Below are 13,484 nucleotides of genomic sequence, written 5' to 3' on the forward strand. Positions count from 1 at the left end.
GGCGCCGGGGCGTAGGTCGACGTCTCCATGGTCACGGTCTCGATCATCGACCCGCCGGTGAGGAACGGCGGTAGCTCCGAGAGCACCTGGCGGCGGCCGTAGAGGGCGCCAACTCCGTTGGGGGCCAACATCTTGTGGCCGGAGAACGCGGCGAAGTCGACGTCCAGTGCGTGCAGGTCGACCGGCTCGTGCGGCACCGACTGGCACGCGTCCAGCACCGTCACGGCGCCGACGGCCTTGGCGCGGCCGACCAATTCCGTCACCGGCGCCACCGCGCCGGTCACGTTCGAATGATGGCTGAAAGCAACGACCTTCACGCGCTCGTCGAGCTCCAGCGAATCCAGGTCGATGCGCCCGTCGTCGGTCACGCCGTACCAGCGCAGCGTGGCGCCGCTGCGTCGGGCCAGCTCCTGCCACGGCACGATGTTGGCGTGGTGCTCCAGCTCCGTGGTGACGATCACGTCTCCCTCGCCGACGGCCCGGTCAAACCTGTTGTCGCCCAAAACATACGACGCCAGGTTGAGCGCCTCCGTGGCGTTGCGGGTGAAGACCAGCTCATCGGTGTCGGCGCCGACGAACGCCGCGACGTCGGCGCGGCTCTGCTCGTAGGCGTCTGTCGCCTCCTCCATCAGCTGGTGCGCGCCACGATGCACAGCCCCGTTGGACGTGACCAGGAACTCGCGCTCGGCGTCGAGCACCTGCAGCGGGCGCTGCGACGTCGCGCCGGAATCCAGGTACGCCAACTGCTTTCCGCCGCGCATCACGCGCTTGAGGATCGGAAAGTCAGCGCGGATGGCGTCGACGTCCAGTGCGGTCATGCCTACGCTCCCGCGGCCGCCGCTCGCGGGGATCCCAAGCGCGGCGAAGCCGGGCGCTGCGGGTCGCCGCCATCGGTCTGGGTGAAGCGCACGTAGCCGTTCTCCTCGAGCTCGTCGGCCAGCTCCGGGCCGCCGGATTCGACGATCCGGCCCCCGACGAACACGTGCACGAACTGCGGGCGGATGTAGCGCAGGATCCGGGTGTAGTGGGTGATCAACAGGATGCCGCCGTGCTCGGCCTCGGCGTAGCGGTTGACGCCCTCGCTGACCACCCGCAGCGCGTCCACATCCAGGCCGGAGTCGGTCTCGTCGAGGATCGCGATCTTGGGCTTGAGCAGACCCAGCTGCAGGATTTCGTGGCGCTTCTTCTCGCCGCCGGAAAACCCTTCGTTGACACTGCGTTCGGCGAACGCCGGGTCGATATCGAGGTCGGCCATGGCGGCCTTGACCTCCTTGACCCAGTGCCGCAGTTTCGGCGGCTCGCCGCGGACGGCGGTGGCGGCGCTGCGCAGGAAGTTCGACATCGACACGCCGGGCACCTCGACGGGGTACTGCATGGCCAAAAACAGGCCGGCGCGGGCGCGTTCGTCGACGCTCATGTCCAGCACGTTCTCGCCGTCGAGCGTGATCGAGCCGGACGTCACCCGATACTTCGGGTGACCGGCGATGGCGTAGGACAGCGTGGACTTGCCCGAGCCGTTGGGGCCCATGACCGCATGCGTCTCACCGGACTTGACGGTCAGGTTGACGCCGTTGAGGATTCCGATCTCGCGGCTGCCCTCGGGGGCGTTGGGATCTTCGACGCTGACGTGCAGGTCTTTAATTTCCAAAGTCGTCATGACGCTGTTGTCTTCTCCGTGATTTCCAGTTCGTGTTCGATGGCGGCGGTCAGGCGTTCGCGGATGTCCGGCACGGCGATCTTGGCGATGATCTCGCCGAAGAAGCCGCGCACCACCAGGCGGCGCGCCTGGTCCTCGGGGATGCCGCGGGCCCGCAGGTAGAACAGTTGCTCGTCGTCGAAGCGTCCGGTGGCACTGGCGTGTCCGGCCCCGACGATCTCGCCGGTCTCGATCTCCAGGTTGGGCACCGAGTCGGCGCGCGCCCCGTCGGTGAGCACCAGGTTGCGGTTCACCTCGAAGGTGTCGGTGTCGGTGGCCTCGGCGCGGATCAGCACGTCGCCGACCCAGACGGTGTGGGCATCGGGAAGATGCGAGGACGGATCCCCTTGCAGCGCGCCCTTGTACAGCACGTTCGACTTGCAGTTGGGTTGCGCATGGTCGACCAGCAACCGCGATTCGAGGTGCTGCCCGTCGTCGGCGAAGTACAAGCCGAGCATCTCCGCGTCCCCGCCCGGGGCGGCGTAGCGCACGTTGGCCGACATTCGCACCACCTCGCCGCCCAGGGTGACGGCGACGTGGCGCAGCACCGCGTCCTTGCCCAGCTTGGCGTGATGCGCGCTGACGTGCACCATGTCGTCGGCCCAGTCCGCGACCCACACCACGGTGAGGCGGGCGGCGTCGCCGACGATGAACTCGACGTTGTCGGCGTAGGTTCCGCTCCCGCGGTGGTCGATCACCACGACCGCCTCGCCGAGTTCGGCGACGCCGATCTGCAGGTGCCCGTAGGCCACGGCCCCGGCGCCCGGCCCCGTCACGGTGATGTTGACCGGCTCGGAGACCTGCACGTCCCGGCCGACGCTTACCAGCGTCGCGGAATTGAACGACGAAAACGCTTGGGCCGCAACCCGATCGGTGGGCACGCCGGCGCGGCCCAGCCGCTCGTCGCCGCGGCGCAGAGTCTCGACCTGCACGCCCGGCTGCTCGTCGACGCTGATCTGCGCCTTCCCGGTGGCCTGAGCGGAGCCGTCGTGCAGGCCACGCAGCCGCCGCAGCGGGGTGAACCGCCAGATCTCGTCGCGCCCGCTCGGCACCTCGAAGGCGTCCACGTCAAAAGAGGCGAACAACTCACCCTTGTTGGCAGCGGTGAGGGCCGAACCCTCAACCGCTTCAGTCACGTTCGTCACTAGCCGACCGAGCCTTCCATCTGCAACTCGATTAGCCGGTTGAGCTCCAGGGCGTACTCCATGGGCAGTTCCTTGGCGATGGGCTCGACGAAGCCGCGCACCACCATGGCCATCGCCTCGTCCTCGGTCAGCCCGCGGCTCATCAGGTAAAACAGCTGGTTGTCGCTCACCTTGGACACGGTGGCCTCGTGGCCCATCGTGACGTCGTCCTCGCGGATGTCGACGTAGGGGTAGGTGTCGCTGCGGCTGATCGTATCGACCAGCAGCGCATCGCATTTCACGCTGGAACGCGACCCGTGCGCGCCCTTGTTCACCTGCACCAGGCCGCGGTAGGAGGTGCGGCCGCCGCCGCGGGCCACCGATTTGGAGACGATGTTGCTCGACGTGTTGGGCGCCAGGTGCAGCATCTTGGCGCCGGCGTCCTGGTGCTGGCCCTCCCCGGCGAAGGCGACCGACAGGACCTCACCCTTGGCGTGCTCACCGGTCATCCAGACGGCCGGGTACTTCATGGTCACCTTGGACCCGATGTTGCCGTCGACCCACTCCATCGTGGCGCCGGCCTCGGCGCGCGCCCGCTTGGTGACCAGGTTGTAGACGTTGTTCGACCAGTTCTGAATCGTGGTGTAACGGCAACGGCCACCGGGCTTTACGATGATCTCCACCACCGCCGAGTGCAGCGAGTCCGAGGTGTAGATGGGCGCGGTGCAGCCCTCGACGTAATGCACGTAGGCGTTTTCGTCGACGATGATCAGGGTCCGCTCGAACTGGCCCATGTTCTCCGTATTGATCCGGAAGTAGGCCTGCAGCGGGATGTCGACGTGCACGCCCGGCGGAACGTAGATGAAGGACCCACCGCTCCACACCGCGGTGTTCAACGCGGAGAACTTGTTGTCCCCGGCCGGGATCACGGTGCCGAAGTACTGCTGGAAGAGCTCGGGGTGTTCCCGCAGGCCGGTGTCGGTGTCGAGGAAGATGACGCCCTGGGACTCCAGGTCCTCGCGGATCTGGTGGTACACCACCTCGGACTCGTACTGGGCGGCCACCCCGGCGACCAGCCGCTGCTTCTCGGCCTCGGGAATTCCCAAGCGGTCGTACGTATTCCGGATGTCCTCCGGCAAGTCATCCCATGAGGCCGCCTGCTTCTCGGTCGACCGCACGAAGTACTTGATGTTGTCGAAGTCGATGCCGCTCAGGTCCGAGCCCCAGTTGGGCATCGGCTTGCGGTCGAAGATGCGCAGCGCCTTCAGCCGGGTCTGCAGCATCCATTCCGGCTCGTTCTTCTTCGCCGAGATGTCGCGGACCACCGCCTCGGACAGCCCGCGCTGGGCGCTCGCTCCGGCGACGTCGGAGTCCGACCAGCCATAGCCGTAGCGGCCCAGCGACGCGATCGCCTGCTCCTGGGTCAACGGCTCTGTTATGGCCTTCTGGGCCTCTGGCGTGAGGGTCATAACGACGCTCCTTCGATGCTCGTGGTGTCGCGACGCGGGCTGGGCGCCGGGGTAAGAGGTACGTGGGTGGTGCAGGCGCAGTTGCCGTTGACGATGGTCGCCAACCGCTGCACGTGGGTTCCGAGCACCTCGGCCATGGCCTGCTGCTCGGCTTCACACAGTTCCGGGAACTCCTCGGCGACGTGCGACACCGGGCAGTGGTGCTGGCAGATCTGCACGCCGTGGATCGGGCCGCCGACCCGCGTCGTGGTGGCGACGTAACCGGCCTTGGTCAGCGCGCCGGCCACCCCCTCCGCGGCCGCCTCGACTTCGGCGTCGTCGTCGCCCTCGGCCGACGGTACGCCGGCCAGGATCGAATCGATCCGTTGCCGGGCGAACGTGCGGACGGCGTCCTCACCGCCGATTTCCCGCAACTGCCGCATGGCGGCCGCCGCCAGGTCGTCGTAGGCGTGCTCGAGCTTGGCGCGGCCCCCCGCGGTGAGCCGGAACCGCTTGGCGGGACGCCCGCGACCGACCTGCTGCCAGGACGCGGCGGGCACCGACTCGGCGTCCCCCGCTTCGATCAGGGCGTCGAGGTGGCGTCGCACTCCTGCGGCCGCCAGCCCGAGCCGGTCACCGATCTCGCCGGCGGTGATCGATCCGGACTCCACCAGCAGGCGCACGATCGCGCGGCGGGTGTGGCCATCCGGCATCGCCGCGCCGACGGCGGCGTCATCGAGGCCGGTTCGGATTTTCACAACACCAGTGTGACGCAATTCCGGGGATCGGTCTACCAAGGGTCCCCTGCGCGGGCGTTGCACTGGTCACATTCGGTACAACGCGGCGACCCGTTGCAACCGCGCTCGCGATCGCCGCCGGGTTGGCAGGCGAGCCCGGTGACCCCGACGGTTACGCTGCTCTGATGGCAGCCCGCCACCACGTGCTGAGCTCGTCGATCGCCAGCCTGCATGGCGACGAGCAGGCGGTGGGCACGCCGCTGAACGATACCGAGCTCACCGCGCTGCAGCGCACCCGCCTCTTCGGTGCGACCGGCACCATCCTGATGGCCATCGGCGCGCTGGGCGCAGGCGCCCGGCCCGTGGTCCAGGACCCGACCTTCGGGGTGCGGTTGCTCAACCTGCCGTCCCGGATCCAGACCGTGTCCCTGACGATGACGACCACCGGTGCGGTCATGATGGCGCTGGCCTGGCTGATGGTCGGACGGTTCGCCCTGGGCAGCAGGCGGATGTCCCGCGGCGACCTGGACCGCACCCTGCTGCTGTGGACGTTGCCGCTGCTGATCGCCCCGCCGATGTACAGCAAAGACGTCTACTCCTACCTGGCCCAGAGCCAGATCTCCCTCGAGGGGCTCGACCCCTATCGGGTGGGGCCGGCGTCCGGGCTCGGCCTGTCCCACGTCTTCACGCTGTCGGTCCCGACACTGTGGCGGGAGACACCGGCGCCCTACGGCCCGCTCTTCTTGTGGATCGGGCGCGGCATCTCGGCCATCACCGGGGAGAACATCGTCGCCGCCGTGCTGTGCCACCGGCTGGTCGAGCTGGTCGGCGTGGGCCTGATCGTGTGGGCGACCCCGCGGTTGGCGCGGCGCTGCGGCGTCGCGGAGGTCAGCGCGCTGTGGCTGGGCGCGGCCAATCCGCTGCTCATCATGCATCTGGTCGCCGGCGTTCACAACGAGGCACTGATGCTCGGGCTGATGCTGGCCGGCGCCGAGTTCGCGCTGCGCGGCATCGACTCGCCGCGGCTTTTCCCGGCCTCCTGGCGGCCCGGTCCCGACTGGGAACCGCTCGGCATGCTGCTGGCCGGGGCGGTCCTGATCGTGCTGTCGTCACAGGTCAAGCTGCCGTCGCTGCTGGCGCTCGGCTTCGTCACGATGGCGCTGGCGTACCGCTGCGGGGGCAACCTACGGGCGCTGCTGCTGGCGGGCGGCGCGATGAGCGCGCTGTCGCTGGCGGTGATGGCGCTCGTCGGCTGGGCCAGCGGCCTCGGTTTCGGCTGGATCTACACGCTGGGCACCGCCAACGTCGTGCGCAGCTGGATGTCGCCGCCGACGCTGCTCGCCCTGGGCACCGGGCAGGTGGGCATCCTGCTGGGGCTGGGCGATCACACCACCGCGGTGCTGGGGCTCACGCGCGCGATCGGCGTGCTGATCATCACGGTGATGGTCGGCTGGTTGTTGGTGGCCGTCTTCCGCGGCCGGTTGCATCCGATCGGCGGCCTGGGCGTGGCGCTCGGCGTCACGGTGCTGCTGTTCCCCGTCGTGCAGCCCTGGTATCTGCTCTGGGCGATCATCCCGCTCGCCGCCTGGGCGACCCGCAGCGGTTTCCGCATCGCGGTCATCGTCATCACCCTGGTCGTCGGCATCTTCGGGCCGACCGCCAACGGCGACCGCTTCGCGCTGTTCCAGATCGTGGACGCGACCCTGGCCAGCACCGTGATCGTGGCGGTGCTCATCGCGGTGACCTACACCCGGCTGCCGTGGCGGCGACTCCCGGGCGACAGCGCCGAACCGCAAGGGACGACGGCCGAAACGGCGCCGGCGCCCACGACCGCCGAGACCCCGCGCCCGGCCGCGGTGCCTGACGCCTACGCTGATTCCACGTGAGCCGCGCCGACGACGATGCAGTGGGGACCCCACCCGCTTGCGGGGGAGAGCGGCGCTCGTGAGCTCGGACGTTCCTGAAACGGTCGTGCGGCTGCGCGGGGTGAGCAAGCGCTACGGATCCACCACGGCGGTCGCCGATCTCGACCTCGAGGTGCATGCCGCCGAAGTGCTGGCCCTGCTGGGTCCCAACGGCGCGGGAAAGACCACGACAGTCGAGATGTGCGAGGGCTTCGTGCGCCCGGACGCCGGCACCATCGAGGTGCTCGGCCTGGACCCGATCGCCGACAACGCCCGCCTGCGCACCCGCATCGGCGTGATGCTGCAGGGCGGCGGCGGGTACCCGTCCGCGCGGGCCAGCGAAATGCTGAACCTGGTCGCCTCGTACGCCGCCGACCCGCTGGACCCGGCGTGGCTGCTGGACACCCTGGGCCTCACCGACGCCGCCCGTACCACCTACCGGCGGCTCTCCGGCGGCCAGCAGCAGCGGCTCGCGCTGGCCTGCGCTCTGGTCGGCCGGCCCGAGCTGGTCTTCCTCGACGAACCGACGGCGGGCATGGACGCACACGCCCGGCTGCTGGTCTGGGAGCTGATCGACGCGCTGCGCCGCGACGGCGTGACGGTGCTGCTGACGACACACCAGCTCAAGGAGGCCGAGGAACTCGCCGATCGGCTGGTCATCATCGACCACGGCGCGACCGTCGCCGCCGGCACGCCGACCGAGCTGATGCGCGCGGGCGCCAAGGACGAGCTCCGGTTCACCGCGCCGCCACGGCTCGACCTGTCGCTGCTGACCGCCGCGCTGCCGGAGGACTACAAGGCCTCGGAGGTGACGCCCGGCGAGTACCTGGTCGAGGGTCCGGTCGATCCGCAGGTGCTGGCCACCGTCACCGCGTGGTGCGCGCGGATCGACGTGCTGGCCACCGACATGCGCGTCGAGCAGCGCAGCCTCGAGGACGTGTTCCTCGACCTCACCGGCAGGAAGTTGCGGCCTTGAAACTGGACAAGACCCAATCGAACGTCTTCCCGGCTGGAACCTTCACCCCCGACCCCAGGCCGAACGCCGTCCCGCGGATGCTGGCCGCGCAATTCGGGCTGGAGCTCAAGCTGCTGTTGCGCAACGGCGAGCAGCTGCTGCTGACCATGTTCATCCCGATCACGCTGCTGGTCGGGTTGACGCTCTTGCCGTTCGGCTCCTTCGGCCACAACCGCGCCGCCACCTTCGTCCCGGCCATCATGGCCCTCGCGGTGATCTCGACCGCGTTCACCGGACAGGCCATCGCGGTCGCCTTCGACCGCCGCTACGGCGCGCTCAAGCGGTTGGGCGCGACCCCGCTGCCGGTCTGGGGCATCATCGCCGGCAAGTCGCTGGCCGTGGTCACTGTCGTGTTCCTGCAGGCAATCCTGTTGGGCGCCATCGGGTTTGCGCTGGGCTGGCGTCCAGCGTTGGCCGCGTTGGCGTTGGGCGCGGCGGTCATCGCGCTGGGCACGGCCGGGTTCGCCGCGCTCGGGCTGTTGCTCGGCGGCACGCTGCGGGCCGAAATCGTGCTGGCGGTGGCCAACCTGTTGTGGTTCGTTTTCGCCGGGCTCGGGGCACTGACCGTCGAGAGCGGGATGATCCCGACCGGGGTCAAGTGGGCGGCCCGGCTCACCCCCTCGGGTGCGCTCACCGAGGCCCTGTCGCGGGCGATGGTCCTGTCGGTGGACTGGTTCGGCATCGCCGTCCTGGCGGCGTGGGGCGCGGTCGCGGCGCTGGCGGCGCTGCGCTGGTTCCGCTTCACCTGACGCAATCACCTGACGCGGGTGAGATCGCCGCGGGGCGCTCGCGACACGTAAACCACGCACACGACACGCCGCGCCGGGTGTGCGTCGTTTACGTCTCGCGACGCCAGGGCTTACTACAGGACGTAGTTTTGCTTGGCCTACCATCGGGCCATGCCCGTGGGACGAACGCTGATGCGGCTGGTGGACCTGCTCCCCAATCCCAGCGTGCGCGTCCAGCGCCTCCTCGCCGCGGCCGTCATCCTCACCCAGGGCGGTATCGCCGTCACCGGGGCGATCGTCCGCGTCACGGCGTCGGGCCTGGGCTGCCCCACCTGGCCGCAGTGCTTCCCGGGCAGCTTCACCCCTGTCGCCCATGCCGAGGTGCCGCGCATCCACCAGGCGGTCGAATTCGGCAATCGCATGATCACCTTCGCGGTGGTCGTCGCCGCGGCGCTGGCGGTGCTGGCCGTGATCCGGGCCCGGCGCCGGACCGAGGTCCTCGTCTACGCGTGGCTGATGCCGGTGTCGACGGTGGTGCAGGCGGTCATCGGCGGCATCACCGTTCGCACCGGCCTGCTGTGGTGGACGGTCGCGATCCACCTGCTCACCTCGATGACGATGGTGTGGCTGTCGGTGCTGCTCTACGTCAAGATCAGCGAGCCCGACGACGGCGTGCTGCGCCGGCGGGTCCCCCGGCCGCTGCGCGCCCTGACGGCACTGATCGGGTTGGACCTGGCCGCGGTGCTCGTCACGGGCACGTTGGTGACGGCCGCCGGGCCGCACGCGGGTGACCGCAGCCCCACCCGGACCGTCCCCCGGCTGAAGGTCGCGGTCGACACCCTGGTCCATGCCCACTCCTCGCTGCTGGTCGCCTACCTCGCCCTGCTGGTCGGGCTGGGGTTCGGGCTGCTGGCGGTGCGCGCCGCCCGGCCGATCCTGCGGCGGCTGATCGTGCTGCTCGCCCTGGTGTGCGCGCAGGCCGCCGTCGGCACCGCGCAGTACTTCACCGGCGTACCCGCCGCGCTGGTCGCCCTGCACGTGGCCGGGGCCGCCGCCTGCACGGCCGCCACCGCCGCGCTATGGGCGTCGATGCGAGAGCGGGCCGAGGCCGAACCGCTCGCAGGCTGACTCCACGGCCACCGCGAAGTCGCGCTGGGCGCGCTCGCGGTCGTCGGCGCCCAGCTGCCGCCAGCCCAGCGACGGCGCGACGAGGTCGAGTCCCACCAGCCGCCCCTCGGCGACGTCGGCGCGCGCGTACAGGAGGTCGCGGACGGCGATTCCGGTGCGCTCGGCGGCGGCCGCCAGTGCGGCGTACCCGAGGTCCCACGGCTCGCCGTCCGGCTCGACTGGCCAGGCGTGTGATTGCTTGCCGCCGAGAAAGATCAACGCCGCCCGCGCCGTTCCGCCCGCGAGCGTCGGCACCCCGCCGGCCTCCAGGTCGCGCAGATACCGCTCATCGAGGTTCCAAGCGACCGCGTCCGGCGGGTTGAGCAGGTGGCGCACCCGCCGCGTCCAGCCGAGGAACTCGTCACGCCGGTCCGCGGGCGCGCGCAAAATCACCAGGTCGGCGTCGAGGGTCTCGGGATCGTCCCAGGACAGCCAGCGGGCGTGCAGCCCGCGGGTGCGCAGCGCGGGCACCAGGCCGGCGTCGTCGGGATGGCGCGGACCGCCCGCAAGCACGATGCGGGGATGGAAGATGTCCGGACGGGCGAGTTTCATGCCCGGGCATGATAAGCACATGCACGCAATCGAAGTCAGCGAAACCGGCGGCCCCGAGGTGCTGCGCTACGTCGACGCACCCCAGCCCACGCCCGGGCCCGGCGAGGTGCTCATCAAGGCCGAGGCGATCGGCGTCAACTACATCGACACCTACTTCCGCTCGGGGCAGTACCCGCGCGAGCTGCCGTTCATCCTCGGTTCCGAATTGTGCGGCACCGTCGAGGCGACCGGTGACGGCGTCGACGGCTTCCGCGCCGGCGAGCGGGTGGTCAGCGCATCGGCGGCCGGCGGCTACGCCGAGTACGCCACGGCCCCAGCGTTTTTGACGGCGCACGTGCCGGACGGCGTCACCTCGGACGTGGCCGCGTCGGTGCTGCTGAAGGGCCTGACCGCGCACTACCTGTTGAAGTCGGTGTATCCGGTACAGGCGGGCGACACCGTGCTGGTGCATGCCGGAGCGGGCGGGGTCGGGCTGATCCTGACGCAATGGGCGCATCTGCTCGGCGCGCGGGTCATCACCACGGTCTCCACGCCGGAGAAGGCCCGGCTGTCCCGGCAGGCCGGCGCCGACGAGGTGCTGTCCTATCCCGACGACGCGGACGACTTCGGCAGGCAGATCCGCGGGCTCACCGACGGCGCCGGTGTCGAGGCCGTGTACGACGGCGTCGGCGCCACCACCTTCGACGCCAGCCTGGCCAGCCTGGCGGTGCGGGGCACGCTGGCGCTGTTCGGCGCGGCCAGCGGGCCCGTTCCGCCGTTCGATCCGCAGCGCCTCAACGCCGCGGGCTCGGTGTTCCTGACCCGGCCGTCGCTGGCCCACTTCATTCGCACCGGCCAGGAATTCAGCTGGCGCGCAGAGGAATTGTTCGACGCGATCGCCGGCGGGGGGATCACCATCGAAGTCGGCGGCCGCTATCCGCTGGCCGAAGCGACCCGCGCCCACCAGGATCTGCAGGGCCGCAAGACGACCGGCTCGATCGTGCTGCTGCCCTGATCGCTGTCACAGCGGCCACAGCCGCCCCGCCGCCGGAGGCATGCGGCACTGTGCCACTCGAAGGCCACGCTTCGGGGGCGACGGGTCGGGCTTGTGGTGTGGCGGGATCGCGAGCGTCAGAACAGGTGCGGCAGCGCGATCACCGAGTCGACCGCCAACGCGCAGAACACCACCGCCAGATAGTTGTTCGATTGCAGGAACAACCGCAGCGGCTTGACCGGCTCGCCGGCGCGCACCCCGGCGTGCAGCTGGTGGGCCATCGCCAGGAACCACACCCCGGCGACCAAGGCGACGGCCGCGTACAGCCAGCCGGTGGCCAGCGCCAGCGCCAGCGTCGCCGCCACCGTCAGCCAGGTATAGATCAGGATCTGCTTGGTGACCTGGCGCTCGGTGGCCACGGCGGGCAGCATCGGCACACCGGCCGCCTTGTAGTCCTCCTTGTAGCGCATGGCCAGCGCCCAGGTGTGCGGCGGCGTCCAGAAGAAGATGATCGCGAACATCACCAGTGCCGGCCAGCCGATGGTGCCGGTTACCGCCGACCAGCCGATCATCACGGGCATGCAGCCGGCCGCGCCGCCCCACACGACGTTCTGCGACGTGCGGCGCTTGAGCAGCAGCGTGTAGACCAGCACGTAGAAGGCGATGGTGGCGCTGGCCAGGTGCGCCGACAACATGTTCGTCGTCCACCACAGCCAGAAGAATGACCCCACCGACAGCGCCAACCCGAACACCAGCGCATGGCTGCGCGGGACCGCGGCCCGGGCCAACGGCCGGCGTGCCGTGCGCTTCATCACCTTGTCGATGTCGGCGTCGGCCACGCAGTTGAGTGTGTTGGCGCCCGCGGCGGCCAGCATCCCGCCGACCAGCGTGTTGAGGATCAGCAGCGGGTTCACGGTGCCGCGGTCGGCGAGCAACATGGCCGGAATGGTGGTGACGAGCAGCAGCTCGATGACCCTCGGCTTGGTCAGCGCCAAGTACGCCAGTACCGTGCCCTGCACTCGGCTCGGCATCTGGCTCGGGGCGACGCGCCCGCGAACGCTCACGCAATAACTCCTTGGGGTCGCAGCTGCGCGCAGCATCTACTACGCACGATGGTAGACCGCGGGCCGGTGACGGTCTGCCCGCAGGGTCCAATCACGGGAGACTCCTCCCAGATTTCCGAACTGAATGTTACGGGTCGACGCCCACCGCGTAATTTTCACATCAGCCGGCGGCGGGTACCCGAAATCCAGCACTGCAAGAGCCGGCCCTCCCGCACTAGGGTGGGATTGATCAGCTCGATGACCCCAAGGACTGAGTCTGTGACCACACTCGAAGAGATCTCTACGCTGACCCAACCGCACCTCCCCGACGACTGGTCCGAGATCGACTCGGCCGCCGTCGACACGATTCGGGTGCTGGCCGCAGACGCGGTGCAAAAGGTCGGCAACGGACATCCCGGAACGGCGATGAGCCTGGCTCCGCTGGCGTACACGCTCTTCCAGCGAACGATGCGCCACGATCCGAGCGACACCTACTGGCTAGGGCGCGACCGCTTCGTGCTGTCCTGCGGACACAGCAGCCTGACGCTGTACATCCAGCTCTACCTCGGTGGGTTCGGCCTGGAGCTGTCCGACATCGAGTCGCTGCGCACGTGGGGATCCAAGACGCCCGGACACCCGGAGTTCCGGCACACCAAGGGCGTTGAGATCACCACGGGTCCGCTCGGCCAGGGTCTGGCCTCGGCGGTGGGCATGGCGATGGCCTCGCGCTACGAACGCGGGCTGTTCGACCCGGACGCCGCCCCGGGCACCAGCCCGTTCGACCACTTCATCTACGTGATTGCCTCCGACGGCGACATCGAGGAGGGTGTCACCTCGGAAGCCTCGTCGCTGGCCGCCGTCCAGCAGCTGGGCAACCTGATCGTCTTCTACGACCACAACCAGATCTCGATCGAGGACGACACCAACATCGCGCTGTGCGAGGACACCGCCGCGCGCTACGAGGCCTATGGCTGGCACGTGCAGAGGGTCGAGGGCGGCGAGAACGTGGTCGGCATCGAGGAGGCCATCGCCAACGCCAAGGCCGTCACCGACCGGCCGTCGTTCATCGAGCTGCGCACCATCATCGGCTTCCCGGC

General features: G+C 69.6%; 12 protein-coding genes and 1 pseudogene. 6 read left to right on the forward strand and 7 right to left on the reverse strand.

Annotated features, from left to right (window positions below):
* The 5 genes from A5704_RS10390 to A5704_RS10410 all read right to left on the reverse strand — a co-directional run.
* A partial coding sequence (locus tag A5704_RS10390; RefSeq protein ID WP_067888874.1) for an aminotransferase class V-fold PLP-dependent enzyme occupies nucleotides 1–818 on the reverse strand: 818 nt, incomplete at its 3' end.
* A gap of 2 nt (nucleotides 819–820) precedes the next feature.
* The gene (gene sufC / locus A5704_RS10395) at nucleotides 821–1,657 is read right to left on the reverse strand and encodes a Fe-S cluster assembly ATPase SufC (protein ID WP_067754092.1); all 837 of its coding nucleotides are present in this window, start codon (nucleotides 1,655–1,657) and stop codon (nucleotides 821–823) included.
* Nucleotides 1,654–2,841, reverse strand: coding sequence for a Fe-S cluster assembly protein SufD (gene sufD / locus A5704_RS10400; RefSeq protein ID WP_067888877.1), 1,188 nt, complete (start codon nucleotides 2,839–2,841; stop codon nucleotides 1,654–1,656). Before sufD ends, sufC begins: the two co-directional genes overlap by 4 nt.
* Entirely contained in the window at nucleotides 2,841–4,289 is a 1,449-nt protein-coding gene (gene sufB / locus A5704_RS10405; protein WP_067888882.1) for a Fe-S cluster assembly protein SufB, read from the reverse strand. Before sufB ends, sufD begins: the two co-directional genes overlap by 1 nt.
* Nucleotides 4,286–5,026 carry a metalloregulator ArsR/SmtB family transcription factor gene (locus A5704_RS10410; protein ID WP_067888884.1) on the reverse strand — a complete coding sequence of 247 codons (741 nt, stop codon included), beginning with the start codon at nucleotides 5,024–5,026 and terminating at the stop codon, nucleotides 4,286–4,288. Before A5704_RS10410 ends, sufB begins: the two co-directional genes overlap by 4 nt.
* Before the next feature lie 164 nt (nucleotides 5,027–5,190).
* On the opposite strand from A5704_RS10410, the gene mptB reads away from it, so the two are divergent.
* The 4 genes from mptB (at nucleotide 5,191) to A5704_RS10430 (ending at nucleotide 9,780) form a co-directional block, all read left to right on the forward strand.
* Entirely contained in the window at nucleotides 5,191–6,891 is a 1,701-nt protein-coding gene (gene mptB, locus A5704_RS10415) for a polyprenol phosphomannose-dependent alpha 1,6 mannosyltransferase MptB (RefSeq protein ID WP_067888887.1), read from the forward strand.
* A gap of 58 nt (nucleotides 6,892–6,949) precedes the next feature.
* Nucleotides 6,950–7,885, forward strand: a complete 936-nt coding sequence (locus tag A5704_RS10420; RefSeq protein ID WP_156670053.1) for an ABC transporter ATP-binding protein — start codon at nucleotides 6,950–6,952, stop codon at nucleotides 7,883–7,885.
* A 77-nt stretch (nucleotides 7,886–7,962) separates the two neighbouring features.
* Nucleotides 7,963–8,673, forward strand: a complete 711-nt coding sequence (locus tag A5704_RS10425) for an ABC transporter permease (protein WP_231968974.1) — start codon at nucleotides 7,963–7,965, stop codon at nucleotides 8,671–8,673.
* Between the two features lie 171 nt (nucleotides 8,674–8,844).
* Nucleotides 8,845–9,780, forward strand: a complete 936-nt coding sequence (locus A5704_RS10430; RefSeq protein ID WP_197504967.1) for a heme A synthase — start codon at nucleotides 8,845–8,847, stop codon at nucleotides 9,778–9,780.
* Here A5704_RS10430 and A5704_RS10435 read toward each other — a convergent pair.
* Nucleotides 9,730–10,371: a hypothetical protein gene (locus A5704_RS10435; protein ID WP_067888890.1), complete on the reverse strand. Its 642-nt coding sequence runs from the start codon at nucleotides 10,369–10,371 to the stop codon at nucleotides 9,730–9,732. The two genes, A5704_RS10430 and A5704_RS10435, sit on opposite strands and share 51 nt — an antisense overlap.
* 19 nt (nucleotides 10,372–10,390) lie before the next feature.
* Between A5704_RS10435 and A5704_RS10440 the strand changes: the two genes are divergently transcribed.
* Nucleotides 10,391–11,365 (forward strand): quinone oxidoreductase, encoded by a 975-nt coding sequence (locus A5704_RS10440; RefSeq protein ID WP_067888893.1) that lies wholly within the window; start codon nucleotides 10,391–10,393, stop codon nucleotides 11,363–11,365.
* Between the two features lie 116 nt (nucleotides 11,366–11,481).
* On the opposite strand, the gene A5704_RS10445 is transcribed toward A5704_RS10440, so the two are convergent.
* Nucleotides 11,482–12,408: a heme o synthase gene (locus A5704_RS10445; RefSeq protein ID WP_067753054.1), complete on the reverse strand. Its 927-nt coding sequence runs from the start codon at nucleotides 12,406–12,408 to the stop codon at nucleotides 11,482–11,484.
* 258 nt (nucleotides 12,409–12,666) lie between these two features.
* Here A5704_RS10445 and A5704_RS10450 point away from each other — a divergent pair.
* A pseudogene (locus A5704_RS10450) lies at nucleotides 12,667–13,484 on the forward strand (transketolase); the annotation flags it as partial.

The sequence above is a fragment of the Mycobacterium sp. E735 genome (assembly GCF_001666955.1).
Taxonomy (GTDB): Bacteria; Actinomycetota; Actinomycetes; order Mycobacteriales; family Mycobacteriaceae; genus Mycobacterium.

What these genes read in the sequence shown, in the direction of transcription:
- sufC (WP_067754092.1), bottom strand. Translation starts at nt 1,657, where the DNA reads ATGACGACTTTGGAAATTAAAGACCTGCACGTCAGCGTCGAAGATCCC.
- sufB (WP_067888882.1), bottom strand. Translation starts at nt 4,289, where the DNA reads ATGACCCTCACGCCAGAGGCCCAGAAGGCCATAACAGAGCCGTTGACC.
- mptB (WP_067888887.1), top strand. Translation starts at nt 5,191, where the DNA reads ATGGCAGCCCGCCACCACGTGCTGAGCTCGTCGATCGCCAGCCTGCAT.
- A5704_RS10425 (WP_231968974.1), top strand. Translation starts at nt 7,963, where the DNA reads ATGCTGGCCGCGCAATTCGGGCTGGAGCTCAAGCTGCTGTTGCGCAAC.
- A5704_RS10430 (WP_197504967.1), top strand. Translation starts at nt 8,845, where the DNA reads ATGCGGCTGGTGGACCTGCTCCCCAATCCCAGCGTGCGCGTCCAGCGC.
- A5704_RS10435 (WP_067888890.1), bottom strand. Translation starts at nt 10,371, where the DNA reads ATGAAACTCGCCCGTCCGGACATCTTCCATCCCCGCATCGTGCTTGCG.
- A5704_RS10440 (WP_067888893.1), top strand. Translation starts at nt 10,391, where the DNA reads ATGCACGCAATCGAAGTCAGCGAAACCGGCGGCCCCGAGGTGCTGCGC.